Origin of the sequence: Kitasatospora sp. NPDC088783 (assembly GCF_044750705.1) — a bacterium.
Lineage (GTDB): Bacteria > Actinomycetota > Actinomycetes > Streptomycetales > Streptomycetaceae > Kitasatospora > Kitasatospora fiedleri.
The window spans coordinates 438,664-465,376 of sequence record NZ_JBIVKJ010000003.1 but is presented as its reverse complement, the minus strand read 5'-3'; the positions used below and the strand labels follow the sequence as shown (position 1 = coordinate 465,376).

Sequence of the window (26,713 nt, the reverse complement as noted above, 5' to 3'; positions counted from 1 at the left end):
ATGTACGGAGGCTGGATCCACGTGGCTGAGGGCCGTGTGCCCGTGGCCCAGTGGCGATCGATCAGAGGTGGGGGACAAGGCGTTTTCTGGCCGCATTGCTGATCGCGCCCGTGCGCACCCCTCGTCGTAGTGGCGTGTGGTGATTTGTATAAAAAGCGCACACGTGGAGCGGCCGGCGTAGGATGATTTCCGCGCATGGCGTTGTCGTATCCAGGTGGGCCAGGTGGGGGAACATTGGCGCAGTGGATGGAGCAGTTGATCCAGGCCGTGGACGAGGTGCTGGCCGGCGAGGGCCGTTCCGGTGGCCGTGCGGAGTCTCCCAGGCACACGAAGGTCGGGGACGTCCACTATCTGGAGGACGGCTGGTACGGACTTCCCACCTATGCGAGCCGGATCGACCCCGACGACCTCCAGGACATGCGGCTGGCCACTGGGGCCGGGCCCGACGATCAGCGGGGGCGGTCCTTCACCGTACTCGGCTGGCGAGTCGAGTCGGAGCGGGTGCGACTCCAGGTGGCGACCCACGCACCCCGGAGCGGAATGTCGTTGTGGGCGGTGCGGCGACCGCCCGACTTCCTGGTGCGCTCGCTGCGCGAGGCGTTGGCGGCCCTACCGGTCAACGGACTCACGGAGCGACTGATCGGGGGCCGGATCGACGCGGTCGCACCGTCGGATGCCTCGGCCTGCGACGGTGTGCTGAAGGACGGCCAGGCACAGGCGTACCTGGCCTGCACCTCGCCAGGCCTGCGGTTGGTCTGGGGACCACCTGGGACTGGTAAGACGACTGTGCTGACCCGGGCGTTGAGCGACCTGGCTCTGCGGGGCAAGCGGGTTCTGCTGGTTTCCGGCACCAACGTGGCGGTGGACAACGCATTGGAGGGGGTGCTCAAGGATCGCTCCTCGCTGCCACCTGGTCTGATGGTCCGAGTCGGTTCTCCCGCGCTCCGCCACGTGGCCGAGGACCCGCGCGTCTCGCTACCCCTGCTGGTGCGCGCCAAGGTGGTGGAAGCCGAGCGAGCGGTGGAAGGCGTCGCCGAGCAACTCGCTGCCCTGGCAGGCGAACCCGAGCTGGCCGAACTGCGCGATACGGAGGCCCGACTCTCCGGCTTTGATCCCGACACGTACGAGCGAGCAAAGGGACGCCTTGCCCACGGCCGCCTGGTGGAGCGCCTCGCCACCGAACTGGAGGCGGCCGAAATGGGCGAGGCCGGCGCCCGATCCCGGAGTGAGCAGGCTGCCGTCGAGCACCGGGAGGCGCTGAGGCGCTGGGAAAGTTGGGCACCTCAACGGGCTCTGCTGGAACAGGTGGCGCAGTGGCGGGCCGAGATCGGGAAGGGCGAGCAGAGCCAGCAGCAATTGAGGGCGGCCCTGCTCGACGCCGAAGCCGCTCTTGCCGCTCTGGACACGGAGCAACGCGAACTCGACGGACGAAGTCGCTTGCGGGGCAGGCGGCGGCGTGCCGAGATCCAGCGCGAACGAGCCGAGCAGAGCCGACGCCGTGACGCCCTCCACCAGCGGGTCGTCCAAGCCGCCGAGACCTACGCCGCCCACCACGACGTGCTGCGCCGCCACATCGCTCAGGCACGGGCGGCGGCCCATCCTGTCGATGACACCGCGCTGCGCCTGCAACTGGCGTTGGTCGATTCGACCGCTGCCGACCAGGCCGAGGTGAACCAAGAGCTCGCTCTCGCCCGGCGGACGGCGCGGACCGCCGGACACCTGCTGCGTGCAGCCCAGCAGGATCACCACCCTCAGCCCGGGGACGCCGATCTGGTGGCCGTCTCCGACAACGCTGGCCTTCCCCAGCTGACTGTCCGGCTTCGGGAACTGCAGGCCTCCTGCGCTGGACTGCTGGCCAGACAAGGTGAGCTGGAGCGCGAACACGAGCGGCTCGTGCGGGAGTTGGCACGCCGACGCTCCCAAGCCGAGCCCGAGCTGATCCGCGGTGCGAACGTGGTCGCCACCACGCTCGCTCGGCTCCGGCTCAACCGAACCGTGGCCGAAGGGCCATATGACGTTGTCCTGGTCGATGAGGCCGGGGCCGCGCTGCTGCCCGAACTGATCGTCGCGGTCGCCAAGGCCCAGGAAACCGTCGTCCTGTTCGGCGATTTCTGCCAGCTCGGCCCGGTCATGCCCAAGCGCGTGCCGAAGCAGCCAGAGCTGGAGCGGTGGATTCGCACGGACTGCTTCGAGCTGGTGGGCATCCGCACGCCCGCCGACGCGTTGGCGCACCCTGGCTGCGCGGCGCTGCTCACCACGCACCGGTTCGGACCCGACACCACCGATCTGGTCAACCGGATCGTCTACGGCGGCATGCTCAGGTCGGCCCGCCCGGTGCGGGACCGGGCTCTCGACCCGGAGATCATCCTGGTCACGACCGATGGGCTCGGCGAGGAAGACGACGGAATCGCTTCCGCGAGGCGGGTGCCGGGTGAGAAGGGCCGCTGGTGGGTGGCCGGCAGTCTGCTGGCCACCGCGCTGGCCGAGCGCCACCACGATGAGGGCGAGAGCGTCGGCATCGTCACGCCGTACAAACTGCAGGCCCAAGTGACGCACGACTGGCTCCACGACCAGGGTCGCCTCTTCCGGACCCCCGAGGTGGAGGTGGGTACCGCGCACCGGTTCCAGGGCCGGGAGTTCGACGTGGTCATCCTTGATCTGGTGGAGGACGGTGTACTTGCGGGATGGGCAGCTGTCGGTGACTTCAAGGACGCGCGGTCGTACCCGAGGGACGGGGCCAGACTCTTCAACGTGGGTGCGACGCGGGCTCGTCAGCGTGTCTACGTGCTCGCGGCCTGGGACGCCGTCGCCAGAGCGGCGAACGGGACGGTCCTGGCCCAGCTACGGGACATGGCAAGAACGGAGCCCGAGGCACTGGTTCGCGGAGTCCGTTCCGATCAGCTCCTCGGCCTGCCGGCTGCTGAGTCGCCGGGGTTGAACTCACTGCAGCAGGAGATCTGGCGGGCCTTCGAAGGCCACGTTCGGTACACCGCCATTCACGACGAGGACACTTACTACCCCGACGCCCTTGACGCCATTGACCAGGCCCGCCACAGCATTTGGCTCTGGTCACCTTGGTACACCAAGCGGATGTGGGAGGTGCTCCCACACCTTCACGACGCACGCCGCCGCGGTGTGCGGATCCACCTCTTCGTCACTAACCAGAGCGACAGCCTGCTGCAGGGCCAACTGGCGAAGCCGGACACCGCGGCCGACGCCGCCCGCCGACTGCCGGAACTCAAGGCGGTGGCCGACACGGTGGTGGAGATCAAGGACATGCACCAGAAGATCCTGGTGATCGACGAGCAACTCTGTTTCCTCGGTAGCCTCAACACCTTGTCCCACGCGCCCGGCGGGCAGGGTCGGCGCGAGATCATGGTTCCGTTCCGGGGGCGCCGCTTCGCTCGTCACATCCTCGACCACGAGAACGCCGAACTCTTGCTCCACCCACCCGTCTGCCCCGACCACGGAGACCAGGCTGAGCTGCGCAAGTACACGATCCCGTCCAAGCAGCGCCCCGCAAGGTCATCGCATACGGCCAACCACCCGGCCCAGCGCTACTTCGTCTGGGCCTGTCCCACACGCATTGCCGTGACCAAACCCGACGGCACCGCCGGCACCGTCGGCTGCAACAGACGCAAGGCTCTGCGCCCGGAGGAGACCGAATACCTCGGAAAGCAGCCATCGCTGTAGCCGACAGGCTCGTGCTCGCCCTCGGCAGGCCCTGTATCCGGACACGCCGTCCGGGGCTGTAGCGCCCGTCGTCTGTCGGCCGACGGCCTTCCCCCTTCGGGCTTCGGGAAGAAGGCTCTCATCGGGAGGCTCCTGGACTGGCATCGCCCGGACGGTCGATCCGAGGCACGCCGTCAGGGGAGTAGCCGACCGCAACGACGTTGGTCGGACCGACCCATTCCTCCATGGTCTTGAGAGCTTCCTCGGGGGAACTCCGAGTAGGCCTCTGTGGAGAAGTCCTCTACACGGAGCCTGATGTCGCCAGGACGGAGGAACCTGCTCAGCACCTCCGCCAGTGACGTCTTCCCGGTGTTGTTCCGACCCACACAGACTGTGACGTCCTTGTCGAAGGCGATGCTGACGTCCCGCAGAAAACGGAAGTTCTTGACGTCCGTCCTCGTGACCCTGGGCGGGTGCACCTTCGGTACGGTCTGTGGCTGTTCGGAAGACTCTGGCTGACTTGCGCTCACGATCGCTCCTGTCAGGGCGCGCACTTGGGCCAAGACAGTAGCCTCGTAGCGACCGCCGTGTGACCCTTCGGGACGATTGCCCAGCCCTGACTGGCTTGCAGAGCGGCCTGCCTGACAGCCTCATGGCACGGGCCGGCTGCGGCTGGTACCCGCGTCACGCGTGTCGCGATGCCTGGGTGGCGGCGGGTCGATCGATGCTCTGAAGCTGGGCTGTTGTGAAGCGTCGACACAGGCTGTGGCGGGCAGATCCTCGGCGTGTTGGCCAATCGGTCCGCGCGGCGGGCTGGAGGGCTGGGATACTTCCCCCATGGTGAATCGACTGGTGCATGCCCAGTCCCCCTATCTCCAGCAACACGCCACCAATCCTGTGGACTGGTGGGAGTGGGGCGAGGAGGCGATGTCAGAAGCGGCAAGGCGGGACGTACCCATCCTCCTCTCGGTGGGGTACGCGGCGTGCCACTGGTGTCACGTGATGGCGCACGAGTCGTTCGAGGACGAGGCGACGGCGGCGTACCTGAACGAGCGGTTCGTGGCGGTGAAGGTCGACCGGGAGGAGCGGCCGGACGTCGACGCGGTGTACATGGAGGCGGTGCAGGCGGCGACGGGGCAGGGCGGGTGGCCGATGACGGTGTTCCTGACGCCGGGGAAGGAGCCGTTCTACTTCGGGACGTACTTCCCGCCGGAGCCGCGGCACGGGATGCCCTCGTTCCGGCAGGTGCTGGAGGGGGTGGACAAGGCGTGGACGGGGCGGCGGGACGAGGTCGGGGAGGTGGCCGGGCGGATCAGTCGGGACCTGGCGGAGCGGGCCTCGGTGTACGCGGTGGGCAGCGGGGTGGCGCGGGTGCCCGGGGAGGGGGAACTGCACCAGGCGGTGGTGGAGTTGGCGCGGTCGTTCGACGAGCGGCGGGGCGGGTTCGGCGGGGCGCCGAAGTTCCCGCCGTCGATGGTGCTGGAGTTCCTGCTGCGGCACCACGCGCGGACCGGGTCCGAGGCGGCGCTGCAGATGGTGGAGCGCAGCTGCGAGGCGATGGCGCGCGGCGGGATCTACGACCAGTTGGGCGGCGGGTTCGCCCGGTACGCGGTGGACGCGACCTGGACGGTGCCGCACTTCGAGAAGATGCTGTACGACAACGCGCTGCTGCTGCGGGTCTACCTGCACCTGTGGCGGGCCACCGGCGAGCCGCGGGCCCGCCGGGTCGTGCTGGAGACCGCCGACTTCCTGCTGCGTGAACTGCGCACCCCCGAGGGCGGGTTCGCCTCCGCGCTGGACGCCGACTCGCTGGACGCGGCGAGCGGGAAGACCGCCGAGGGCGCGTACTACGCGTGGACGCCGGAGCAGCTGGAGCAGGTGCTGGGCGAGGCGGACGCCGCCCTCGCGGTGGAGCTGTTCGACGTCACCGGGACGTTCGAGCACGGCAGTTCGGTGCTCCAGCTGCTCAGGGACCCGGAGGACGGGGAGAAGTACGGGGAGATCCGGGCGAAGCTGTTCGAGGCCCGGGCGCGGCGCCCCGCCCCCGCGCGGGACGACAAGGTGGTGGCGGCCTGGAACGGCCTGGCGATCGCCGCGCTCGCCGAGGCCGGCGCGCTGCTGGAGCGCCCGGACCTGGTCGAGGCCGCCGAGCGGGCCGCCGACCTGCTGATCGCCGTCCACCTCACGTCCGAGGGGCGGCTGCTGCGCACCTCGCGGGACGGCCGGGCCGGGGCCAACGCGGGCGTGCTGGAGGACTACGCGGACACCGCCGAGGGCTTCCTCGCGCTGTACGCGGTCACCGGCGAGACGTCCTGGCTGCAACTCGCCGGGGAACTCCTCGACCTGGTGCTGCTGCACTTCACCGACGAGGCGTCCGGCGCGCTGTACGACACCGCCGACGACGCCGAGCGGCTGATCCGCCGCCCGCAGGACCCCACCGACAACGCCACCCCGTCCGGCTGGACCGCCGCGGCCGGCGCCCTGCTCACGTACGCCGCGTACACCGGTTCGGCCCGCCACCGCACCGCCGCCGAACGGGCGTTGGGCATCGTCTCCACGCTCGGCACCCGCGCCCCCCGGTTCACCGGCTGGGGCCTCGCCGTCGCGGAGGCGCTGCTCGACGGCCCGCGCGAGGTCGCCGTGGTCGGCCCCGCCGGCGACCCCGGCCGGGCCGCGCTGCACCTGGCCGCGCTGCGCTCCACCGCGCCCGGCGCGGCCGTCGCGGTCGGCGAACCCGGCGACACCGAGGTGCCGCTGCTCGCCGACCGCCCGCTGCTGGACGGCCGGGCCGCCGCGTACGTGTGCCGGCACTTCGCCTGCGAGCGCCCGACTGCGGAGGTCGCCGAGCTGGAGGAGCGGCTGCGCGGCTGAGGCCGGGGAGGGGGTGTCAACTCCCGTACGGGCTGTGCATGGTGAGGAAGTGGACGGTCAGGTCCTCGGCCAGGTAGTCCATCCGGCGCTCCTGGAACGCGCGCAGGTGCGGGAGCGCCAGGTGGGCCGCCAGGTCGGCCTCGGTGCGCCAGGCCTCGTAGAAGACGAACACGCCGGGCTCGTCCCGCTTCTCGTGGAAGTGGTACTCCAGGCAGCCCTCCTCGGCGCGGGTCGGCTCGACGAAGGAGAGCAGCAACTCCCGCAGCTCGTCGACGCGTTCGGGCTTCGGGCGGGCGGTGCCGACCAGGGTGAAGGGCTGCGCCACGGGGATCCTCCGAAAGGTGGAAGGTAGAAGACGGAAGGCGGGAGGCGGGAGGCGGGAGGTGGGAGGTGGGAGGTGGGAGGTAAGAGATTTTTCGTACCTGGGGGACGCTAGCGGGCGGGAGAGGTACGATGCAAGCCTTACCTGGAAGGTGGTGGACGGTGCCCGACCGCGAGGGACACCCGGAGACGGACGAGATCGAACTCGGCGCGGTGCTGTCCGCGCTGGCCGACCCGCTGCGGCGGCGCGTCGTCCGCGAACTCGCCCTCGCCCCCGCCGACACCGCCCGCACCTGCAGTTCCTTCGCCCTCCCGGTCAGCAAGGCCACCGTCACCCACCACTTCCGCGCCCTGCGCGAGGCCGGCCTGATCCGCCAGGTCGACCGGGGCAACAGCCGCGCCGCGACCCTGCGCCGCACCGACCTCGAACAGCGCTTCCCCGGGCTGCTCGCGCTGCTCACCGCTGAGGGGGAGACCGCCGGGCGGGACGAAAAGCGGGACGGGAAGCGGGGCGAAAAGCGGGACGGGAACGGCGGATAGCGGATAAGCGATGGCCGTGGGCGGCGGCACCGGGAGAGGATGCGGCATGGGCTGGACACTCACCACGTCACTGGACGAATTCCGCGCCGCGGCCGGGGCGTTCCTCGCGGCCGATCCCGCCGAGAACACCGTGCTGCTCACCATCCTCGACCGCGTCGACCGGGACGGCCCGCACGTCTACGGCGAAGCCGCGCCGCGCTACGGCTGGTGGCGGGAGCCGGACGGCACCGTCACCGGCGCCACCCTGCGCACCCCGCCGTACGGGCAGCGCCTCGGGCGGATGGGCACCGCCGCCGCCGAGGAACTCGCCCGACTGCTCGCGGCCGGCGACGAGCGGCCGGACGACGCGGGCGGCGGGCGCGAGACGGTGTTCGCCTTCGCCCGCGAGCTGGAGCGGCTCACCGGCCGCGGCTGGGCCGTCGGCTCCAACGAACGGCTGTACCGGCTGGGCGAGTTGACGCCCCCGCCCGCTCCGCCGGCCGGTCGGGCCCGGCTCGCCGCCCCGGCGGAGCGGGAGCTGGTCGCCCGGTGGCTCGCCGCGTTCGCCGCCGAGGCCGGGGTGAACGTCCCCGGTGACGTGCAGGCCGACGCCGACCAGCGGATCGCGGTCGGCGCCCTGCTGGTCTGGGAGGACGCCGACGCCCACGTCACCTCCCTCGCCGGAGCCAGCCCGGCCGTCGCCGGGATGTCCCGGATCGGCCCGGTCTACACCCCGCCGGAGCGGCGCGGCCACGGCTACGCGAGCGCCCTGACGGCGGCGGCCTCCACCCACGCGCGGGCCGGCGGCGCCGCGGAGGTGCTGCTCTACACCGATCTCGCCAACCCCACCAGCAACGCGATCTACCGGCGCATCGGCTACGTCCCGGTCGGGGACGCGGTGCACGTCGTCTTCCGCTGAGGCCGTTTCCAGCGCCGGGGAGCGGGCCGCCGCGCCCGGGCCCCGGCGCGGCCGTCACTCCCAGTCCCAGCGCAGGCCGAGCAGGCAGGGCGGCAGGTCGGCGGCCACCAGGTGCGCACAGTGGTGGCCGTCGAGGGTCAACTCCTCGGTCTCCAGCGGGGACCGGCCGGGGGTGGGCCGGGTGAAGCGGTCGCAGCGGACGGGCAGGGCGGCCGGGTCGAAGGTGACCTGGAGGACGTACTGGCCGGCGCCCGCGTTGAAACCGCGGACGTACTCGCGGCTGGGCCCGGTGGACGGGGCCTCGTCGAAGCCGTAGCCGAGCAGGTGGGTGTCGCCGGTGCGCAGGCGGCGGTCGAGGAGGAGTTCGGCGACCAGCATGTGCGCGGCGGGGTCGCGGCGGATCCGGCCGGGGCGGCAGTTCTCCTCGGCCCGGACCCGGACGCGTTCGATGTCGCAGCCCGGGTCGCCCTGGTAGATCGCCAGGTAGCGGTCGATGCCGTCGCGGTGCGCGCGCAGCACGTGCTGGGAGTCGCGGCGCAGCAGCCGGCGGTCCGGGCCGACCCTGATCCGCTCGATGTGGGTGATGGTGTGCAGGCCGGTGTCGGGCGGTCCGGACAGCACGGCGAGCAGGCCGTCGACGGCCTCGGCGGGGCTGATCAGGTCCCGGTAGGGGCGGACCGCCGGGCCGGTCGGGTCGGGGGTGCTGCGGCGCGGGCCGAGCAGCCGGGTCAGCGAGTGCTCGGGGAGCTCCAGCACCTCCTCCAGCGCCGCGACGGCCCGCAGCGACTCGGCCCGCTCGGGGCGCCGCAGCCCCTGCTGCCAGTAGCTGAGGCTGGTCACCCCGACCCGCACGCCGCGCTGCGCGAGCCGCTCGCGCAGCCGGTGCAGGGCCAGGCCGCGGGCGGCGATCGCGGCCCGCAGCGCGAGGTGGAACGGTCCGGTGCGCAGGGCGAGGGCCAGGTCGGACGGTGCGGACGGCTGCTGCATGGCCACCTCCTCGATTGACCGTGAATATTCACACCTCCGGCCCGCCTTGTCATCGGCCCGGCAGATATCCGCGCTGCCCAGGGCCGCCGCGTTCACACCGCCACCGGGCCCGTTCACACCCCGACCGCCGTACGGGAGAAGGCCGTTGACCCGCGCACCGGCTCGGCCGGATGCTCGTCCAGCGCCGTCCGGACGCCGCCCCCCACATCCACTCCTCGCCCCTGCCAGGAGGCCGAACCCCCATGCCACACCTCCCGATCCGGCTGCGCCGGACGGCCGCCGCACTCGCCCTGGGCGTCCTCGCCCCGGTGCTGGGCGCGGCCGCCACCGCCGCCCCCGCCCAGGCGGCTGCCGCCCCCACCACGGCCGCCGCCCCCGCCGCGCCCCAGGCCCCGGCACTGGCCGGCACCTCGCGCATCCTCAACCTCACCATGCAGTCCCAGCAGCAGAGCAACTGGTGCTGGGCGGCCGGCGGCAACACCATCGCCACGTACTACGGCTACACCTACAGCCAGAACCAGTTCTGCAACCTCGCCTTCGGACGCTCCGTCAACTCCACCTGCCCCAACAACCAGGCCAGCCTGGCCGAGGTGCAGAACGCGCTGTACCGGATCGGCATCAGCACCGGCTCGTACGTCAACGGCTACCTGCGCTACGCCACCGTGCAGGGCGAGATCGACGCCGGCCGGCCCGTCGAGACCCGGATCCAGTGGAGCTCCGGCGGCGGCCACATGAACGTCCTCTACGGCTACGACCTCAGCAACAACTGGCTGTACTGGGGCGACCCCTGGCCGTCCAACTACCGCTACAACTGGGGCGACTACACCTACTACGTGAGCAACGGCTCCTTCTCCTGGACCCACTCCCTGTACCGGATCGGCGCGTGAGGAGCCCCGCCATGAACAGCCACCGCGTCCGTACCGCCCGCGCCGCCGCCGCGATCACCGCGGCCCTCGCCCTCGGCCTCGCCGCCGCCCCGGCGCACGCCGCCGACACCCCCGCCGGAGCCCCCGCCGCGCTCGGCACCGGCGACCTCGCCGCCGCCCGCGGCGCGACCGGGGCACCGGCCGTGCTCGACCAGCTCGGGCACTTCTTCGCCCGCAAGGGCGTGCCGCCCACCCAGCGGCTCGGGATCAGCGCCGCCGACGAGGCCCGGGCCGCGACCGCCGCCGCACCACGGCTCACCGGCGACACCGTGCCCGTCTACACCCTCTCCGCCGGGTTCGTCTCCGGCCGCGCCGGGGCCCCGGTCGCCGAGGTCGAGTTCACCGCGACGACGGCCGTCGCCGCGGACGGACAGCGCGCCTCGGTCTGGGCCGCCCGGCAGGACAGCGGCTGGCGGGTCGTCAACATCGCCTCCGGCAGCGACGAGGGCGACTACGCGGCCGAGGCCGCGGCGGACGGCGGCACCGCCTTCCGCGAACCCCAGCTCGACGCCTGGTACGAGCTCAAGGACGGCCGCGTCCTGCCGCTCGACGACGAGGCGAGCCGCTCGGTCGGCGCGCACGGCAGCACCGTCGCCGCCTACCAGCGCCTCGTCCAGCAGCGCTACGGCGACAAGCTGCCCGGCTCCGGGTACGACGCCGCCGGCAAGGCGGGCGGCTTCGCCACCGAGGCCACCGAGGCCACCGGGAGCGCCGGGAACGCCGGGAGCGGCACCAGGACGGCGAGCGCCGCGCCGGACCGGACGGCACCGCTGCTCACCGCCGGCGCCGCGCTCGGGCTGACCGTCCTGACCGGCGCCGGGCTGGGCCTGCGGCGGCGCAGGACGGCCCGCATCACGTACTGAACGCACTGAACGAACGCCCTGAACGAAGGCACTGGACGAAGGCACTGGACGCACGCACTGGCAGAGCCCGCCCGCCGTTCCCGCCGTCCCCGCACCGAGGGGCCGGCGGGAACGGCGGGCACCGGCTTGTCAGGGAGTGGCCCCGGCGAAGGTGCGCCGGTAGGCGAGGGGGGAGACGCCGATCGCGCTGTGCAGGTGCTGGCGCAGCGAGACGGGGTTGGCGAAGCCGACCCGGGTGGCGATCTGTTCGATGGTCAGGTCGCTGGCTTCGAGGAGGTGGCGGGCCAGGGCGATGCGCTGCTGGGTGAGCCAGCGGCCGGGGCTCTGGCCGGTCTCCTCCTGGAAGCGGCGGGCGAAGGTGCGGGTGCTCATGCTGGCGTGGGCGGCGAGTTCGGCCAGGGTGAGGGGGCGGTGCAGCCGGGCGAGGGCCCACGCGCGGGTGGGGGCGGTGCCGGTGCTGCCGACGGTGGGGACGGGGTGCTCGACGTACTGGGCCTGGCCGCCGTCGCGCCAGGGCGGGACGACGCAGATCCGGGCGGCCCGGTTGGCGGCGGCGGTGCCGTGGTCGTTGCGCAGGACGTGCAGGAAGAGGTCGACGCCGGACGCGGCGCCCGCCGAGGTGAGGACGTCGCCGTCGTCGACGAACAGCACGTCCGGATCGAGCCGCACCCGCGGGAAGAGCGCGCGGAACCGGTCGGCCAGGGCCCAGTGGGTGGTGGCGGGGCGGCCGTCGAGCAGCCCGGCGGCGGCGAGCACGAAGGCGCCGGTGCAGATGGAGATCAGCCGGGTGCCGGGCCGGACCAGGGCGAGCGCGGCAGCGGTGGCGGGGTCGAGCGCGGCGCTCTCGGGGACGGGCCCGTACGGCGGGACGACGACGGTGTCGGCGGTGGCGAGGATCTCGGGGCCGTGGTCGGGCGCGACCGCGAAGTCCGCGTTCGTGCGGACCGGGCGGCCGTCGACGGTGCAGGTGGACAGCCGGTAGAGGCCGTCGGTGCTGCCGAACACCCGCTGCGGGATGCCGAGTTCGAAGGGGTACACGCCGTCGAGGGCGAGCACGGCGACCCGGTGCGGGGCGGGCGCGGACGCGGCCGGGGCTCCGGACAGGGCTCCGGACGGCGGGGCGGTGGCCAAGGTGTGCCTCCTGGCGGGCTGGCGTGATCCCATCGGACAGTGACCATCTTGCCACTCCCGGCCGGGCCGCGCGCCCGCCAGGCTGAAAGGCATGACGACGAACCAGACCCACCGGACCGACTCGACCCACCAGGCGCATGAGGCGCACGAGGCGCACGAGGCGCACGAAACACAGCAGGACGGCGGCGGCACGATGCGCGCGGTCAGCCAGGACGTCCTCGGCGGCCCCGAGGTGCTGCGCGTGGTGGAGCTGCCTCGCCCGCGGCCGGGGACGAGCGAAGTGCTGGTCCGGGTGCGGGCGGCGGGGCTGAACCCGACCGACTGGAAGCACCGGGCGAGCGGCCTCTTCCTCGGCGAACCGCCGTTCGTCCTCGGCTGGGACGTGGCGGGCACGGTGGAGGCGGTCGGCCTCGGCGTCACGCTGTTCGCGCCGGGCGACGAGGTGTTCGGCATGCTGCCGTACCCGCACGGCGCCGGCTCGCACGCCGAGTACGTGACCGGCCCGGCCCGGGCGTTCGTCCGCCGGCCCGCCTCGGTGGACGCGGTGCAGGCGGGGGCGCTGCCGCTGGCCGCGCTGACGGCCTGGCAGGCGCTGGTCGACACCGCGCAGGTCCGGGCCGGGGACCGGGTGCTGGTGCACGCCGCGGCCGGCGGGGTCGGGCACCTGGCGGTGCAGATCGCCAAGGCCCGCGGCGCGTACGTGATCGGGACGGCCAGCGCGGGCAAGCACGACTTCCTGCGCCGGATCGGGGTGGACGAGCCGGTCGACTACCGGGAGACCGACTTCGCCGAGGCGGTGCGCGACGTTGACGTCGTGCTGGACACCATCGGCGGCGACTACCAGGTGCGCTCGCTGCGCACGCTGCGCCGGGGCGGGCTGCTGGTGTCGATCCTGCCGTTCCCGGCCGAGGGCCTGGCCGCGGCGGCGGAGCGGCTCGGGGTGCGGACCGCGATGCTGCTGGTGGAGGCCGACCATGCGGGCATGGCGGGCGTCGCGGACCTCGCCGAGCGCGGCCTGCTGCGGGCCGAGATCGCCGGGACGTTCCCGCTGGCGGAGGCGGCGAAGGCGCACGAGGTGGGCGACGGCGGGCGGGTCACCGGGAAGCTGGTGCTGCTGGCCGACTGAGCCGCCGGCGGACTCCCGCTCGCCCGCCGGCCCGCCGATCTCCGCCCCCACCGACCTGCGGCCCCGCCGATCTCCGCCCCCGCCGACCGGACCGCACCGACCGGAACGCGCCCACCGGAACGCCTTCCTGCGCGATTCCCACCTCTGGAATTGACGCGTTGTTGATCCCCTGTTCGCCCTCGCAGCGTGCCGAACGTGTCACTGTAGGTGGGAAGTTCTCTGACGACCTGTCAGAAGACCTGTCGGCCGGCGGGAGGTTTGCCGATGGAGTACGGTGCGGCGCGGTTCTGGAGCGGCGTGGTCGGTGTGCTGGCCGCGCTGGCCGTCATCGCCGGGTACCTGATCGGCGGGGCCCGCCTGGTCTGGGGCGTCTCCGCGATCGAGGTGCTGGCGGTGATGGCCTGGGTCGCGCACCGCTTCCGCGGCCGGGCCCACCGGCGCACGGCGGGCGAAGGGCCCGACGCGGCGCACTGCGAGCGCTGCCGTCGGGCCCGGGAGCGGCTGGAGGGCAGGGCCCAGCCGGTGAGGTACTGAGCTGCCGGAGCGCCGCGGGGAGCGGGGGTCAGGAGGTGACGGTGTACGCCACCAGCGAGACCCCCACGTACTGCACGATGAACGCGCCCAGGGTGAGGGCGTGGAAGACCTCGTGGAAGCCGAACCAGCGCGGTGACGGGTTCGGCCGCTTGAGGCCGTAGACCACGCCGCCGACCGTGTAGAGCACGCCGCCGACGACGATCAGGGTCAGCACGGCCGCGCCGCCCCTGTGCAGGAAGTCCGGCAGGAAGAACACCGCCGCCCAGCCGAGGGCCACGTAGCACGGGGTGTACAGCCAGCGCGGCGCGCCGACCCAGAACACCCGGAACGCGATCCCGGCCAGCGCCCCGCCCCACACCAGCCACAGCAGCACCTGCTGTCGCGCGCCGTCCAGCAGCAGCATGGTGAACGGGGTGTACGTCCCGGCGATGATCAGGAAGATGTTGGCGTGGTCGAGCCGGCGCAGCACCGCCTCGCCGCGCGGCCCCCAGGTGAAGCGGTGGTAGAGCGCGCTCACCCCGAACAGCATCCAGGCGCTCACCGAGTAGACGACGCAGGCGACCCGCGCCGCCGTCGAGTCGGCCAGGCAGATCAACACGATTCCGGCGGCCAGGGCGGCCGGGAACATTCCGGCGTGCAGCCAGCCACGCCACTTGGGCTTCATGAGCTCCAGCGCTTCCGCGGTCATGGACAGCATCTTACGGAACCGTAGGTTACTGGCGCGTAGTGAAGTGGCGATCCTCACTCTTGTACGTTCTGGAGCATTGAGGCCGAGTGATCAAGGTCTCCCCGGGGCATTCGAGGAGCAGTTCCGGGCCCCCGAATCAGACATTCCGTAGTAAAAATCTCGTCAATGACGCCAATTGGACGAAGAAGAGGGCTCGACCCGGAGCTACCGTGTAACCACCCTCAACCCCCGCGAAGCCGTCTCCTGGCCGAGATGGTGTGAAACGGAGCGATCGTGCCGCCTCAGACCTCTGCACTCGCCGAGTCCGCGCCCACCCGCCACCAGCGCCTGGTGGACTGGGTGAACGAGATTGCCGACCTCACCCAGCCGGACCGCGTCGTCTGGTGCGACGGCTCGGAGGAGGAGTACCACCGCCTCGCCGAGCAGCTCGTCGCCCAGGGCACCTTCACCAGGCTCGACCAAGCCAAGCGCCCCAACTCCTACTACGCGGCCTCCGACCCGTCCGACGTCGCCCGTGTCGAGGACCGCACCTTCATCTGCTCCGAGCGCGAGCAGGACGCCGGCCCGACCAACCACTGGAAGGCCCCCGCCGAGATGCGGAGCGTCTTCCAGGGCGAGGACGGCCTGTTCCGCGGCGCGATGCGCGGCCGCACCATGTACGTGGTGCCGTTCTCGATGGGCCCGGTCGGCTCCCCGCTGGCCGCGTACGGCGTCGAGATCACCGACTCCGCGTACGTCGCCGTCTCGATGCGCGTGATGACCCGGATGGGACAGGCCGTGCTCGACCAGCTCGGCGAGGACGGCGAGTTCGTCAAGGCCGTGCACACCGTCGGCGCCCCGCTGGCCGAGGGCCAGGACGACGTGCCGTGGCCGTGCAACAGCACCAAGTACATCTCGCACTTCCCGGAGACCCGGGAGATCTGGTCCTACGGCTCCGGCTACGGCGGCAACGCCCTGCTCGGCAAGAAGTGCTACGCGCTGCGGATCGCCTCCACCATGGCCCGCGACGAGGGCTGGCTGGCCGAGCACATGCTGATCCTCAAGCTCACCCCGCCCTCCGGCGAGGTCAAGTACGTCGCCGCCGCGTTCCCGTCCGCCTGCGGCAAGACCAACCTCGCCATGCTCCAGCCGACCGTCCCGGGCTGGAAGGTCGAGACCATCGGCGACGACATCGCCTGGATGCGGTTCGGCGCCGACGGCCGGCTCCACGCGATCAACCCGGAGGCCGGCTTCTTCGGCGTCGCCCCCGGCACCGGCGAGGACACCAACGCCAACGCGATCAGGACCCTCTGGGGCAACACCGTCTTCACCAACGTCGCCCTCACCGACGACGGCGACGTGTGGTGGGAGGGCCTCACCGAGGAGCCGCCCGCGCACCTCACCGACTGGCGCGGCAACGACTGGACGCCCGCGTCCGGCACCCCCGCCGCCCACCCGAACGCGCGGTTCGCCGTCCCCGCCGCGCAGTGCCCGACCATCGCCCCGGAGTGGGAGGACCAGGCCGGCGTGCCGATCTCGGCGATCCTGTTCGGCGGACGCCGGGCCACCGCCGTCCCGCTGGTCACCGAGTCCTTCGACTGGCAGCACGGCGTCTTCCTCGGCGCCAACATCGCCTCCGAGAAGACCGCCGCCGCCGAGGGCACCGTCGGCGAGCTGCGCCGCGACCCGTTCGCCATGCTGCCGTTCTGCGGCTACAACATGGGCGACTACTTCGCGCACTGGCTCAAGGTCGGCGCGGACGCCGACCCGGAGAAGCTGCCGAAGATCTACTACGTCAACTGGTTCCGGAAGAACGCCGACGGCCAGTTCGTCTGGCCCGGCTACGGCGAGAACAGCCGCGTCCTGAAGTGGATCGTCGAGCGCCTGGAGGGCACCGCGGCGGGCGTCGAGACGCCGATCGGCGTGCTGCCCGAGGTGGACGGCTTCGACCTGGACGGGCTGGAGCTCTCCGACGCCGACCGCGAGCTGCTGTTCACGGTCGACCGGGAGATCTGGAAGCAGGAGGCCGCGCTGGTCCCGGCCCACCTGGAGCTGTTCGGCGCGCACACGCCGAGCGCGCTGTGGGACGAGTACCGGGCGCTGGTCAAGCGGCTCGGCGACTGACCTCCGGCCGCGGCCCGACGCACCGCGGGGTCCGCCCGGCGAGGAGACCCTCCTCGCCGGGCGGACCCCGCCGCCGTCGGCCCCGCCCCCGCGCTACGGCTGGGCGTAGCCGGACAGGAAGTCGCCGATCCGGGTGACCGCGTCGGTGATCTCCTCCGGGCGGGGGAGGGTGACCAGGCGGAAGTGGTCCGGGTCGGGCCAGTTGAAGCCGGTGCCCTGGACGATCAGTATCCGCTGGGCGCGCAGCAGGTCCAGGACCATCTGCGCGTCGTCCTTGATCTTGTAGACCTGCGGGTCGAGCCGCGGGAAGGCGTACAGCGCGCCCTTCGGCTTGACGCAGGAGACGCCCGGGATCTCGTTCAGCAGCTTGTACGCGGCGTCCCGGGAGGCGAGCAGCCGGCCGCCGGGCAGGATCAGGTCGCGGATCGACTGCCGGCCGCCGAGCGCGGCGGCGACCGCGTGCTGGGCGGGCATGTTGGCGCACAGCCGCATCGAGGCGAGCACGTTGAGGCCCTCGATGTAGGAGCGGGCCCGGTGCCGGTCGCCGGAGAGCACCATCCAGCCGGAGCGGAACCCTGCGACCCGGTAGGACTTGGACATGCCGTTGAAGGTGACGCAGAACAGGTCGGGCGCCAGGGTGGCCAACGGGGTGTGCTCGACGCCGTCGTAGAGGATCTTGTCGTAGATCTCGTCCGCGTAGATCACCAGCCGGTGCCGCCGGGCGAGTTCGGCGATGCCCTCCAGCAGCTCGCGCGGGTACACCGCGCCGGTGGGGTTGTTGGGGTTGATCACCACGATCGCCCGGGTGCGGTCGGTGATCTTCGCGGCGATGTCGGCCAGGTCCGGGTACCACTCGGCCTGCTCGTCGCAGCGGTAGTGCACGGCGGTGCCGCCGGCCAGCGAGACCGAGGCCGTCCACAGCGGGTAGTCGGGCGCCGGGACGAGCACCTCGTCGCCGTCGTCGAGCAGGGCGGTCATGGCGAGCTGGATCAGCTCGGAGACGCCGTTGCCCAGGTAGACGTCCTCGACGGTGAGACCGTGCAGGCCGCGCTCCTCGTAGTGCATCACCACGGCCCGCCGGGCCGACAGCAGGCCCTTCGAATCGCCGTACCCGTGGGCCGAGTTGAGGTTGCGGAGGATGTCCTGGAGGATCTCGGGCGGCGCCTCGAAGCCGAACGCGGCCGGGTTGCCGGTGTTGAGCTTCAGGATGCGGTGGCCCTGCTCCTCCAGCCGCATCGCCTCGTCGAGGACCGGACCGCGGATGTCGTAGCAGACATTGGCGAGCTTGCTGGACTGGATGACCTGCATACCCGCCTACTTTACGGGCGGCTCACACCGATCACCGCGTGGTGTTCGCCACCTGGACACGGACGGGCGAACGCCCCGGCCGGTAGGGTCGCGGCGGACCGTCAGGGAGGGCCGTCAGGGGAGGGCCGGATGTTCGGGGCAGTGCTCGGGGCCGTGCTGGGACTGCTCGCGGGGCCGCCGCTGCGGGTCGCGGTGGCGCGCTACGCGGTGCCGCCCGGCGAGCCGTGGCGCGACTGCCGGCCCACCCCGCTCGGCCGCTGCGTCCGGCACGGCGAACGGGTCGGCCCGCCGCCGCTGTCCGTCGAGGCCGCCGCCGCGGCGCTCGGCGCGGCCCTGGGTGCCTGGGCGCCCGGGCGCTGGCTGCCGGTGCTGGTGTGGCTGGCCCTGTTCGGCACCGTGCTGGGCTTCGTGGACGCCGCGGTGAAGCGGCTGCCGGACGCGCTGACCCTGCCGCTGTTCCTCGGCACCGCCGCGCTCGTCCCGCTCGCCGACCACCGCCCGGCGGTGTGGCTGCGCTGCGCGCTGGCGGCGGGCGCCCTCGGGCTGCTGTTCCTGCTGCTGGCGCTGCTGGCCCCGATGGGCCTGGGCGACGCCAAGCTGGCCCCGTCGCTGGGCGCGGTCCTGGGCCTGGCCGGCTGGCGGACGGTGTACGGGGGCCTGTTCGCCATGTGGGCGGTCGCCGCGCTGTGGGCGGTGGCCCTGCTGGTGCTGCGCCGGGCGGGCCGGCGCAGCGAGCTGGCGTTCGGCCCGGCGATGCTGCTGGGCACGCTGGCGGCGGTGCTGGCGGCGCCCTGACCCATGGGCGCACCGGCCTGCGACGGGCGCGGGCCATGGGCGGGGCCCGCCGTACCCCAGCGGTACGGCGGGCCCCTGTGCGTGCACCTACCCCACCCTCGAGGAGCGGCGCACTGGCTCTCTGTCCTGCTTACTGCATGCCGTGCGCGAAGGCGCCGACGTTGGTGGAGAAGTCGTTGCCGTTGGCGGCGTCCCAGTTGGTCGACCAGGTCATCGCGCCGCGGATGGTCGGCCACTTGGCCGGCGGGACGAAGCTGCCGCAGTGGTTGCCGGTGGCCAGGCAGTCCAGCGCGTTGTTCACCACGGTGGAGTTGACGTAGCCGCCGCCGGCCGCCTTGGCGGAGGCGGGGACGCCGATGCCGACCTGGTCCGGCCGCAGGCCGCCCTGGATGTGGGTGCAGACCTGGGCGGTGATGAAGTCGATGGTGCCCTGGTTGTAGACCTTGCCGTCGCAGCCGTTCATGCCGCCCGAGTTGTAGAACTGGGTGTTGACGACGGTCAGGATGTCCTTGGTGTTCAGCGCGAGCTGGAAGTACGCGCCGGCGGTGGAGTACATGCCGATGGTCTCGGGCGCCATGGTCAGGATGAAGCCGGAGCCGACCTTGGACTGCAGGGTGTGCAGCGCCTGCGCCATGTAGGTCGGGTCGACGCCGTTCTCCAGGTCGACGTCGATGCCGTCGAAGCCGTACTGCTGGATCAGGGCGTACGCCGAGTTGGCGAAGTTGGTCGCCGCGGTGGCGTTGCCCACCGAGATGGCACCGTTCTGGCCGCCGATGGAGAGGACGACCTTCTTGCCGGCCGCGTGCTTGGCGGCGATGTCGGCCTTGAAGTCGGCGTCGGAGTAGCCGCCGAGCTTGGTGGCCAGCGCCGGGTCCAGGGTGAAGGAGATCCCGCCCTGGGTGGTGGTCGCGTCGGCGAAGGAGACCGCGATGATGTCGTACGCGGACTGCACGTCGCGCAGCCGCTGCACGGTCGCGCCGTTGTCGAAGTTCTGCCAGTAGCCGGTCAGCGCGTGCTTGGGCAGGCCGGTGACCGGCGGCGGGGTGCTCGTCGAGGCCGACGGGCTGGGCGAGGAGCTCTTGGTGGGCGAGGCCGACGCGGACGGCGAGGAGCTCTTGGTCGGCGAGGCCGACGGGGACGGCGAGGCGCTCTTGGTGGGCGAGGCCGACGGGGTCGGGGAGGCGGTGCCGCCCGGGCCGATCAGCTGGATGTCGTCCGCGTAGTACGTGGGCTGGCCGTACCAGCCGTGGACGTACAGCGTGACGCTGGTGGTGTTGGCACCGGTGGTGAAGGTGGTGTTCAGCTGGTTCCAGGCGCTCTGCGCCGACCAGGTGGACGGGTCGGTGCCGCCGGTGCCGCGGGCGCCCAGGTAGACGTACTGGCCCTGGACCCAGCCGTTCAGCGTGTAGGCGGTGTTGGGGAGCACCGAGACGGTCTGGGTGCACTCCGCGGTGTCGCCGGCGCCGGGGGTGGCGGACAGCGCGCCGGTGCCCGAGTGCACGGGGGTGGAGACCGCGGCGGTGGTGCCGGTGCAGGACCAGCCGGACAGGCCGGAGTCGAAGCCGCCGTTGGTGACCAGGTTGCCGACCGCGGCGCTCGCGCCGCCGGCCGACAGGGCGAGACCGGTGCCGGCCAGGGCCAGCGCGGTCGCGGTGGCGAGCACCGCCGGGATCTTGTTGCGGCGCCGGTGGGACGGCTGCTGCAGGGTACGGGCCATGACAGGCTCCAGTGCGGGGAGTGGGGGTACGGGTGTGGGGAGGCACGCCGGAATGTCGGGGAGAGCCGCCGCGGTGGGGGTCGCGGCGGCTCCGCCTGTGGGGGAGGGTCCGCTGTGGTGCTGACCACACGCTGGACTAGACCAATGGCAAGCGTCAAGACCCGGAATCCGGTTTAGGGGCCGTTTAAGGATTCGGAGACCGTTCCGTAGCCGTCCTCGTGCGCGCACTGTGACAAGACCGGTACCTGCGGTTTTGCCGCGCGCAAACCCGGGCGGAGTAGGCTGCCGCAGGGATTTCGCACCCGGAGCAATCAGCACGGAGGGGCCGTTCACGATGGGTCTGCGCGATGTGGTGGAACGCACGCCGGGGCTGCGCACCCTGCTGGACCGGGCCTACCGCCTGTACGGCCGCCGGGTCGAGGTGCACCTGGCGAACACCCCGCACCACATCGGCGTGATCCTGGACGGCAACCGGCGCTGGGCCAAGGCCACCGGCGGCAGCACCGCCTACGGGCACCGGCGCGGCGCCGACAAGATCAGCGAGTTCCTGGGCTGGTGCGAGGAGACCGACGTCCGGGTGGTCACCCTGTGGATGCTCTCCACCGACAACCTGGCCCGCCCCGCCGAGGAGCTCGTCCCGCTGCTCGGCATCATCGAGGACGCGGTGCGCGGCCTGGCCGAGGCCGGCCGCTGGAAGGTCCACCCGGTCGGCGCGCTCGACCTGCTGCCCGCGCGCACCGCCGAGGTGCTCAAGCGGGCCGCCCAGGAGACCGGGCACATCGACGGGCTGACCGTGAACGTGGCGATCGGCTACGGCGGCCGCCAGGAGATCGCCGACGCCGTCCGCTCGCTGCTCCAGGAGCACGCCGGGCGCGGCACCTCGATCGAGGAGCTGGCCGAGGTCCTCGACGTCGAGCACATCGCCGAGCACCTCTACACCAAGGGCCAGCCCGACCCGGACCTGGTGATCCGCACCTCCGGCGAGCAGCGGCTGTCCGGCTTCCTGCTCTGGCAGTCCGCGCACAGCGAGTTCTACTTCTGCGAGGCGTACTGGCCGGCCTTCCGGAAGGTCGACTTCCTCCGGGCGCTGCGCGACTACCAGCTGCGCAACCGGCGGATGGGGCGCTGACCCCGGGTCAGGCTCCACTACCCGTGGGACGGGTGGGAAAACGTTCACCCGATGTGATCCCGCCATTCGCGCGGGCGCGAATGCGGGGCCGCTCGCCTGGGAATACACCCTTCAGACCGTCCCCCCGGCCAGCGGGGCCGCGGGGACCGGTGGGCCGCGGGTGACGTCGGGTCACCCGCTCTGGAGGGCTAGTGGTCAGTTCCAAGAGCCGCCGGACACCTGACCGGCGCACGTACGTCCTCGACACCAGCGTGCTCCTGGCGGACCCGATGGCGATGACGCGCTTCGAGGAGCACGAGGTGGTCCTCCCGGTCGTCGTCGTCACCGAGCTGGAGGCCAAACGGCACCACCCGGAGCTGGGCTACTTCGCCCGCCAGGCACTGCGGATGCTGGACGACTACCGGGTGCGGCACGGCCGGCTGGACGAGCCGATCCCGGTCGGCGAGCTCGGCGGCACCATCCGGGTCGAACTGAACCACTCCGACACCTCGATCCTCCCGGCCGGCTACCGGGTCGGCGGCGGCGAGGCGGACACCCGCATCCTCGCGGTCGCCCGCAACCTGCAGGCCGAGGGCTACGACGTCACCGTCGTCTCCAAGGACCTGCCGCTGCGGATCAAGGCCAGCTCGGTCGGCCTGCTGGCCGAGGAGTACCGGGCCGAGCTGGCGATCACCTCCGGCTGGACGGGCATGACCGAACTGCACGTCCCCGCCGACCAGGTGGACCGGCTGTTCGCCGGCCAGGAGCACGCCCTGGAGGTGGAGGGCGCCGAGCAGCTCCCGGTCCACACCGGCCTGGTGCTGCACTCCGAGCGCGGCCGGGCGCTGGGCCGGGTGGCCCCCGACGGCCGGGTGCAGCTGGTGCGCGGCGACCGCGAGGCGTTCGGCCTGCGCGGCCGCAGCGCCGAGCAGCGGATCGCCCTCGACCTGCTGCTCGACCCGGAGATCGGGATCATCTCGATGGGCGGCCGGGCCGGTACCGGCAAGTCCGCGCTCGCCCTGTGCGCCGGGCTCGAAGCCGTCCTGGAGCGCCGCCAGCACCGCAAGGTGATGGTCTTCCGCCCGCTGTACGCGGTCGGCGGCCAGGAGCTCGGCTACCTGCCCGGCAGCGAGGCCGAGAAGATGGGCCCCTGGGCGCAGGCGGTCTTCGACACCCTCTCCGCCGTCACCACGCCCGACGTGATCGAGGAGGTCATCTCCCGCGGCATGCTGGAGGTGCTGCCGCTCACCCACATCCGCGGGCGCTCGCTGCACGACGCCTTCGTGATCGTGGACGAGGCGCAGTCGCTGGAGCGGAACGTGCTGCTCACGGTGCTCTCCCGGATCGGCCAGAACTCCCGGGTGGTGCTCACCCACGACGTCGCGCAGCGGGACAACCTGCGGGTCGGCCGGTACGACGGGGTGGTCGCCGTGGTGGAGAAGCTGAAGGGGCACCCGCTGTTCGCCCACGTCACGCTCACGCGGTCCGAGCGCTCGCCGATCGCCGCCCTGGTGACCGAGATGCTGGAGGACATCCAGCCCTAGGCCATACCGGGACACAACGGGGCAAAGGGGCCTGGCGCATAGCGTCAGGCCCCTTCGCTGTCAGTCGAACTGACGTCCCCTCGGCGGCCGTTCCGCCAAAGCCGCAGGTCGAAAAGTTTGTGAGATCCGCCACGGCCAAGGGAATTGCGTAGACACGCTCGCGTGCGGCATGGTGTGGGTTCTGTCAGGCCCCGCGTACGGCAACCGCACGCCCGGCGACCCTGGTCGGCGGGCGGACAACTGAACAACCCCAAGGCCGTACGCCGCTCGATCCAACCGCCGCTCCGGGCCCGCCCGGGGGGACGGCCGAGCCCGTGCCTCCCGTGACCAGCGTTCGACGGAGGCCAGTGCCAGGGGCAGATAACGCGCCCGTGCGGTCACAGGACGGGCGACGCTGGAAGGAAACCATGTGACTCGGATCTCGGTCCGGGGAGTCGCTGTCGCCTCCGCCACCGCGGTGACCGCCGTCGGTGCCGTCGTGGGTGCGGCCTCTGGCAGCGAGGGCAAGGCCGTCCAGACGGTCGACGTCGCGAGCGCCACCCTGCTCGCCGACGCGCCCACCGGTGCGCAGGCCCAGAACGTCAGCGACGGGATCGGCCGGCAGGCCGACGCCCAGCAGGTGTCCGCCGACACCGCCGCCAGGAAGGCCGCCGCCGAGGCCGCCCGGCAGAAGGCCGCGGCCGACGCCCAGGCCAAGGCCGACGCGGACAAGGCCGCCAAGGAGGCCGAGGCCAAGCGGGCCAAGGAAGAGGCCAACCGGGCCGCCGCCCGCAGCGTGCTCGCGACCGTCAGCCCCGGCTCGGTCCAGGACATGGCGCTGCAGATCGTCGGCGACCCCACCCAGTTCCAGTGCTTCAGCCAGATCGTGAAGCGCGAGAGCGGCTGGAACTACACCGCGACCAACGCCTCCTCCGGTGCCTACGGCCTCGTCCAGGCGCTGCCGGGCTCCAAGATGGCCTCGGCCGGCGCGGACTGGCGGACCAACCCCGAGACCCAGATCAAGTGGGGCCTCAACTACATGAACAGCCGCTACGGCAGCCCCTGCGGCGCCTGGTCGTTCTGGCAGGCCCACAACTGGTACTGAGCCGCCCCCGGTTCGGACCCGCACGTGACGACCAGGGCCCCGGCTCCCGCGAGGGAGCCGGGGCCCCGCGCGTGCTGCCACCGGACGACCGGCACGGAACGGCCGCCCCGCCCGGGCGACGCTGACCAGTGCGCCGCGGGCGGCGACGGCTCGGTGCGGACGCGGGGGAGCGGAGCGGGTCCTGGTTTCCTCCGCTCCCGGCCGGTCCGCCGGCAGAAGGTCTGTCTGCTCACCCCCTTCCCCCTCCGCGCCGGGTGAAACATTCGCAAAGCCGATGATTTGCCCGTTTTTACCGGTAGTTGACCGAGCCACCCCCGAGACCCGGCCCGCCCGCGCCGGGTAGCGTTCCTCACCGACGGCCGCGCGACCCGCGGCCGACAGGAACCGACGCGGGGGAGACCGGGCAGTGACGGAAGAAGAGCCGGACGGCGGCCGCTGGCGCGGCATCGCCAAGATCGGAGCGGTCGCGGCCGGGCTGTTCGCCGCCGCCGAACGCCGCCGCCGCGCGGCCATCTCCGCCGAGGCGCACGTCCTCGCCACCGAACAGGCCGTCGAACTGGCCGCCGAACGCGCCGCCCTGCGCAGCGCCGAGCGGACGGCCCGTCAGCTCGCCGCGGCCCACGGCGCACCGGCCGACCCCGGCGCGCCCGTCCCACCGGAAGGAGCGGCCGTGCGGACCGACGACACCGTGCCCGCCCCGCGCCCCGCGCAGCCCGTCGAACCCCCGGCCGCCGAACCCCCGGCCGGCACCGCCCCGCTCGGCCGGCCCGCCAACCCGGTGGACGCGGTGCCCTGGTCGCTGCGGGTCGCCGCCGAGTCCACCTGGCGGCTGCTGCTGCTCGGCGTCGCCCTCTACGTGGTCCTCCGGGTGGTCGACACCCTCAAGCTGGTCGCCTTCGCCGCGATCGCCGCCCTGCTCATCTCCGCGCTGCTCGAACCCACCGTCTCCTGGCTGCGCCGGCGCGGGGTGCCCCGCTCGGTGGCCGCCGCGATCACCTTCCTGGCCGGCCTGGCCAGCATCGGCCTGGTCGGCTGGTTCGTGTTCTGGCAGGTCTCCAGCAACCTCGACCCCGTCACCGTCCAGGTCCAGAACGGCGTCCGGCAGCTGCGCGACTGGCTGCTGACCGGCCCGTTCCACCTCACCCCCGACCAGCTCGACAACGTCACCAACCAGATCACCACCGCCATCGGCAAGAACTCCGAGCAGCTCACCTCGGCCGGCTTCACCGGCGTCACCATCGCCGTCGAACTGCTCACCGGCGTGGTGCTCACCGCCTTCACCACCTTCTTCCTGCTCTACGACGGCGCCCGGATCTGGAGCTGGGTGCTGCGCGGACTGCCCCGGCACTCCCGCTACGCGCTGGCCGGGGCCGGGCCCAAGGCGTGGGCCACCCTGACCGCGTACGTCCGCGGCACCGTCACCGTGGCCTTCATCGACGCGCTCTGCATCGGCACCGGGCTCTTCATGCTCGGCGTGCCGATGGCCATCCCGCTCGCGGTGATCATCTTCCTGGGCGCGTTCGTGCCGCTGGTCGGCGCGCTGGTCACCGGCACCATCGCGGTGCTGATCGCGGTGGTCACGGTCGGGCCGGCCAAGGCGCTGATCGCGCTGGCCATCCTGATCGGCGTCCAGCAGCTGGAGGGCCACATCCTCCAGCCGCTCATCCTCGGCCGCGCGGTCCGGGTCCACCCGCTGGCCGTGGTGCTCGGCGTCGCCACCGGCTCCATCCTCGGCGGCATCCCCGGCGCGATCGTCGCCGTCCCGCTGATCGCCGTGACCAACACCGTCACCGGGCACCTGCGCCGGCGCAACGCGGCCGGGCAGGAGGTCTTCCAGGCCATCGAGGCCGCCAAGAAGCAGTGAGCCCCGCCGGGGCTCGGGCGGGCGCCGCACGCGGAAGGGTCCGCCCGGGGAGAGAACCCTCTCCCCGGGCGGACCCTTCCGCGTGCGCGGCGGACCTACCGCGGCAGCTGCGCCTCGGCGTCCAGCACCGCGGCGACGGCCTGGACGGTGGCGGCGATCCTGATCGCGGCCTGGATCACCTCGCGGTCGACCCCGGCCTTGCGCAGCACGCCCTCGTGCGAGTCGAGGCACTGGCCGCAGCCGTTGATCGCCGAGACGGCGAAGGACCACAGCTCGAAGTCGACCTTGTCGACGCCCGGGTTGCCGATGATGTTCATCCGCAGACCGGCCCGCATCGTCCCGTACTCCTTGTCGGAGAGCAGGTGCAGCGTCCGGTAGTAGACGTTGTTCATCGCCATGATCGCGGCCGCGCCCTTGGCGGCCTCGTACGCCTCGGGCTTCAGGTTGGCCCGGGCCTCCGGCTCCAGCTCGCGCAGCACGCTCGCCGAGCGGGTGGCCATCGCGCAGGCCAGCACGGTGCCCCAGAGCTGCTGCCCGGGCAGGTCGGAGTTGCCGATCACCGAGCCGAGGTTGAGCTTGAGGTCCTTGGCGTAGTCCGGCAGGGCGGCCTTCAGTTCGTCGAGCGCCATCGGG

The 26,713-nt window shown here is 72.5% G+C and carries 22 protein-coding genes; 14 read left to right on the top strand and 8 right to left on the bottom strand.

Annotated features, from left to right (window positions below; translation table 11 throughout):
- Window positions 1-246 precede the first annotated feature (246 nt).
- Complete coding sequence (locus tag ACIP60_RS10575; protein ID WP_400682172.1) at window positions 247-3,693, top strand: AAA domain-containing protein; 3,447 nt, start codon at window positions 247-249, stop codon at window positions 3,691-3,693.
- A 173-nt stretch (window positions 3,694-3,866) separates the two neighbouring features.
- Here the strand turns inward: ACIP60_RS10575 and ACIP60_RS10570 are convergent, their stop codons facing one another.
- Window positions 3,867-4,151, bottom strand: a complete 285-nt coding sequence (locus ACIP60_RS10570) for an AAA family ATPase (protein WP_400682680.1) — start codon at window positions 4,149-4,151, stop codon at window positions 3,867-3,869.
- 358 nt (window positions 4,152-4,509) lie between these two features.
- On the opposite strand from ACIP60_RS10570, the gene ACIP60_RS10565 reads away from it, so the two are divergent.
- Entirely contained in the window at window positions 4,510-6,543 is a 2,034-nt protein-coding gene (locus ACIP60_RS10565; protein WP_400682171.1) for a thioredoxin domain-containing protein, read from the top strand.
- A 16-nt stretch (window positions 6,544-6,559) separates the two neighbouring features.
- Here ACIP60_RS10565 and ACIP60_RS10560 read toward each other — a convergent pair whose 3' ends face one another.
- Window positions 6,560-6,868, bottom strand: a complete 309-nt coding sequence (locus tag ACIP60_RS10560) for a putative quinol monooxygenase (protein ID WP_111557041.1) — start codon at window positions 6,866-6,868, stop codon at window positions 6,560-6,562.
- Window positions 6,869-7,026: 158 nt separating this feature from the next.
- On the opposite strand from ACIP60_RS10560, the gene ACIP60_RS10555 reads away from it, so the two are divergent.
- Window positions 7,027-7,404 (top strand): ArsR/SmtB family transcription factor, encoded by a 378-nt coding sequence (locus ACIP60_RS10555; protein WP_400682170.1) that lies wholly within the window; start codon window positions 7,027-7,029, stop codon window positions 7,402-7,404.
- Window positions 7,405-7,450: 46 nt separating this feature from the next.
- Window positions 7,451-8,302, top strand: coding sequence for a GNAT family N-acetyltransferase (locus tag ACIP60_RS10550; protein WP_400682169.1), 852 nt, complete (start codon window positions 7,451-7,453; stop codon window positions 8,300-8,302).
- Window positions 8,303-8,356: 54 nt separating this feature from the next.
- Here ACIP60_RS10550 and ACIP60_RS10545 read toward each other — a convergent pair whose 3' ends face one another.
- Window positions 8,357-9,289, bottom strand: a complete 933-nt coding sequence (locus ACIP60_RS10545) for a hypothetical protein (RefSeq protein WP_100836564.1) — start codon at window positions 9,287-9,289, stop codon at window positions 8,357-8,359.
- Between the two features lie 242 nt (window positions 9,290-9,531).
- Between ACIP60_RS10545 and ACIP60_RS10540 the strand changes: the two genes are divergently transcribed.
- Together ACIP60_RS10540 and ACIP60_RS10535 are read left to right on the top strand one after the other, a co-directional pair.
- The gene (locus tag ACIP60_RS10540; RefSeq protein WP_111557037.1) at window positions 9,532-10,176 is read left to right on the top strand and encodes a papain-like cysteine protease family protein; all 645 of its coding nucleotides are present in this window, start codon (window positions 9,532-9,534) and stop codon (window positions 10,174-10,176) included.
- Window positions 10,177-10,187: 11 nt separating this feature from the next.
- On the top strand, window positions 10,188-11,078 hold the full coding sequence (locus tag ACIP60_RS10535) for a hypothetical protein (RefSeq protein ID WP_400682168.1): 891 nt from the start codon (window positions 10,188-10,190) through the stop codon (window positions 11,076-11,078).
- Window positions 11,079-11,207: 129 nt separating this feature from the next.
- Here the strand turns inward: ACIP60_RS10535 and ACIP60_RS10530 are convergent, their stop codons facing one another.
- Entirely contained in the window at window positions 11,208-12,209 is a 1,002-nt protein-coding gene (locus ACIP60_RS10530) for a GlxA family transcriptional regulator (protein WP_400682166.1), read from the bottom strand.
- A gap of 193 nt (window positions 12,210-12,402) precedes the next feature.
- On the opposite strand from ACIP60_RS10530, the gene ACIP60_RS10525 reads away from it, so the two are divergent.
- Entirely contained in the window at window positions 12,403-13,335 is a 933-nt protein-coding gene (locus ACIP60_RS10525; RefSeq protein WP_400682677.1) for an NADP-dependent oxidoreductase, read from the top strand.
- A 264-nt stretch (window positions 13,336-13,599) separates the two neighbouring features.
- The gene (locus ACIP60_RS10520) at window positions 13,600-13,869 is read left to right on the top strand and encodes a hypothetical protein (protein ID WP_400682164.1); all 270 of its coding nucleotides are present in this window, start codon (window positions 13,600-13,602) and stop codon (window positions 13,867-13,869) included.
- A 28-nt stretch (window positions 13,870-13,897) separates the two neighbouring features.
- Here the strand turns inward: ACIP60_RS10520 and ACIP60_RS10515 are convergent, their stop codons facing one another.
- Entirely contained in the window at window positions 13,898-14,566 is a 669-nt protein-coding gene (locus tag ACIP60_RS10515; RefSeq protein ID WP_400682163.1) for a hemolysin III family protein, read from the bottom strand.
- A 264-nt stretch (window positions 14,567-14,830) separates the two neighbouring features.
- On the opposite strand from ACIP60_RS10515, the gene ACIP60_RS10510 reads away from it, so the two are divergent.
- Entirely contained in the window at window positions 14,831-16,660 is a 1,830-nt protein-coding gene (locus ACIP60_RS10510; RefSeq protein WP_400682162.1) for a phosphoenolpyruvate carboxykinase (GTP), read from the top strand.
- A gap of 93 nt (window positions 16,661-16,753) precedes the next feature.
- On the opposite strand, the gene ACIP60_RS10505 is transcribed toward ACIP60_RS10510, so the two are convergent.
- Window positions 16,754-17,968: a pyridoxal phosphate-dependent aminotransferase gene (locus ACIP60_RS10505; RefSeq protein WP_400682161.1), complete on the bottom strand. Its 1,215-nt coding sequence runs from the start codon at window positions 17,966-17,968 to the stop codon at window positions 16,754-16,756.
- A 129-nt stretch (window positions 17,969-18,097) separates the two neighbouring features.
- On the opposite strand from ACIP60_RS10505, the gene ACIP60_RS10500 reads away from it, so the two are divergent.
- Window positions 18,098-18,763: a prepilin peptidase gene (locus tag ACIP60_RS10500; RefSeq protein WP_400682160.1), complete on the top strand. Its 666-nt coding sequence runs from the start codon at window positions 18,098-18,100 to the stop codon at window positions 18,761-18,763.
- A gap of 130 nt (window positions 18,764-18,893) precedes the next feature.
- Here ACIP60_RS10500 and ACIP60_RS10495 read toward each other — a convergent pair whose 3' ends face one another.
- Window positions 18,894-20,480: a chitinase gene (locus tag ACIP60_RS10495; protein ID WP_400682159.1), complete on the bottom strand. Its 1,587-nt coding sequence runs from the start codon at window positions 20,478-20,480 to the stop codon at window positions 18,894-18,896.
- A gap of 334 nt (window positions 20,481-20,814) precedes the next feature.
- On the opposite strand from ACIP60_RS10495, the gene ACIP60_RS10490 reads away from it, so the two are divergent.
- From ACIP60_RS10490 to ACIP60_RS10475, 4 genes are all read left to right on the top strand, one after another.
- Window positions 20,815-21,609 (top strand): isoprenyl transferase, encoded by a 795-nt coding sequence (locus ACIP60_RS10490; protein WP_400682157.1) that lies wholly within the window; start codon window positions 20,815-20,817, stop codon window positions 21,607-21,609.
- A 191-nt stretch (window positions 21,610-21,800) separates the two neighbouring features.
- Window positions 21,801-23,132, top strand: coding sequence for a PhoH family protein (locus ACIP60_RS10485; protein ID WP_400682156.1), 1,332 nt, complete (start codon window positions 21,801-21,803; stop codon window positions 23,130-23,132).
- A 409-nt stretch (window positions 23,133-23,541) separates the two neighbouring features.
- Window positions 23,542-24,216 (top strand): transglycosylase SLT domain-containing protein, encoded by a 675-nt coding sequence (locus ACIP60_RS10480; RefSeq protein ID WP_100836552.1) that lies wholly within the window; start codon window positions 23,542-23,544, stop codon window positions 24,214-24,216.
- Between the two features lie 406 nt (window positions 24,217-24,622).
- Window positions 24,623-26,080: an AI-2E family transporter gene (locus ACIP60_RS10475; protein WP_400682155.1), complete on the top strand. Its 1,458-nt coding sequence runs from the start codon at window positions 24,623-24,625 to the stop codon at window positions 26,078-26,080.
- Window positions 26,081-26,175: 95 nt separating this feature from the next.
- Here ACIP60_RS10475 and ACIP60_RS10470 read toward each other — a convergent pair whose 3' ends face one another.
- Complete coding sequence (locus ACIP60_RS10470) at window positions 26,176-26,709, bottom strand: alkyl hydroperoxide reductase (protein WP_400682154.1); 534 nt, start codon at window positions 26,707-26,709, stop codon at window positions 26,176-26,178.
- Window positions 26,710-26,713: the final 4 nt, after the last annotated feature.

Excerpts from the sequence above, each read along its gene's own strand:
- ACIP60_RS10545 (WP_100836564.1), bottom strand. The coding sequence starts at position 9,289 with ATGCAGCAGCCGTCCGCACCGTCCGACCTGGCCCTCGCCCTGCGCACC.
- ACIP60_RS10540 (WP_111557037.1), top strand. The coding sequence starts at position 9,532 with ATGCCACACCTCCCGATCCGGCTGCGCCGGACGGCCGCCGCACTCGCC.
- ACIP60_RS10470 (WP_400682154.1), bottom strand. The coding sequence starts at position 26,709 with ATGGCGCTCGACGAACTGAAGGCCGCCCTGCCGGACTACGCCAAGGAC.
- ACIP60_RS10550 (WP_400682169.1), top strand. The coding sequence starts at position 7,451 with ATGGGCTGGACACTCACCACGTCACTGGACGAATTCCGCGCCGCGGCC.
- ACIP60_RS10535 (WP_400682168.1), top strand. The coding sequence starts at position 10,188 with ATGAACAGCCACCGCGTCCGTACCGCCCGCGCCGCCGCCGCGATCACC.
- ACIP60_RS10495 (WP_400682159.1), bottom strand. The coding sequence starts at position 20,480 with ATGGCCCGTACCCTGCAGCAGCCGTCCCACCGGCGCCGCAACAAGATC.
- ACIP60_RS10520 (WP_400682164.1), top strand. The coding sequence starts at position 13,600 with ATGGAGTACGGTGCGGCGCGGTTCTGGAGCGGCGTGGTCGGTGTGCTG.
- ACIP60_RS10565 (WP_400682171.1), top strand. The coding sequence starts at position 4,510 with ATGGTGAATCGACTGGTGCATGCCCAGTCCCCCTATCTCCAGCAACAC.
- ACIP60_RS10505 (WP_400682161.1), bottom strand. The coding sequence starts at position 17,968 with ATGCAGGTCATCCAGTCCAGCAAGCTCGCCAATGTCTGCTACGACATC.
- ACIP60_RS10490 (WP_400682157.1), top strand. The coding sequence starts at position 20,815 with ATGGGTCTGCGCGATGTGGTGGAACGCACGCCGGGGCTGCGCACCCTG.
- ACIP60_RS10515 (WP_400682163.1), bottom strand. The coding sequence starts at position 14,566 with ATGCTGTCCATGACCGCGGAAGCGCTGGAGCTCATGAAGCCCAAGTGG.
- ACIP60_RS10500 (WP_400682160.1), top strand. The coding sequence starts at position 18,098 with ATGTTCGGGGCAGTGCTCGGGGCCGTGCTGGGACTGCTCGCGGGGCCG.
- ACIP60_RS10525 (WP_400682677.1), top strand. The coding sequence starts at position 12,403 with ATGCGCGCGGTCAGCCAGGACGTCCTCGGCGGCCCCGAGGTGCTGCGC.
- ACIP60_RS10575 (WP_400682172.1), top strand. The coding sequence starts at position 247 with ATGGAGCAGTTGATCCAGGCCGTGGACGAGGTGCTGGCCGGCGAGGGC.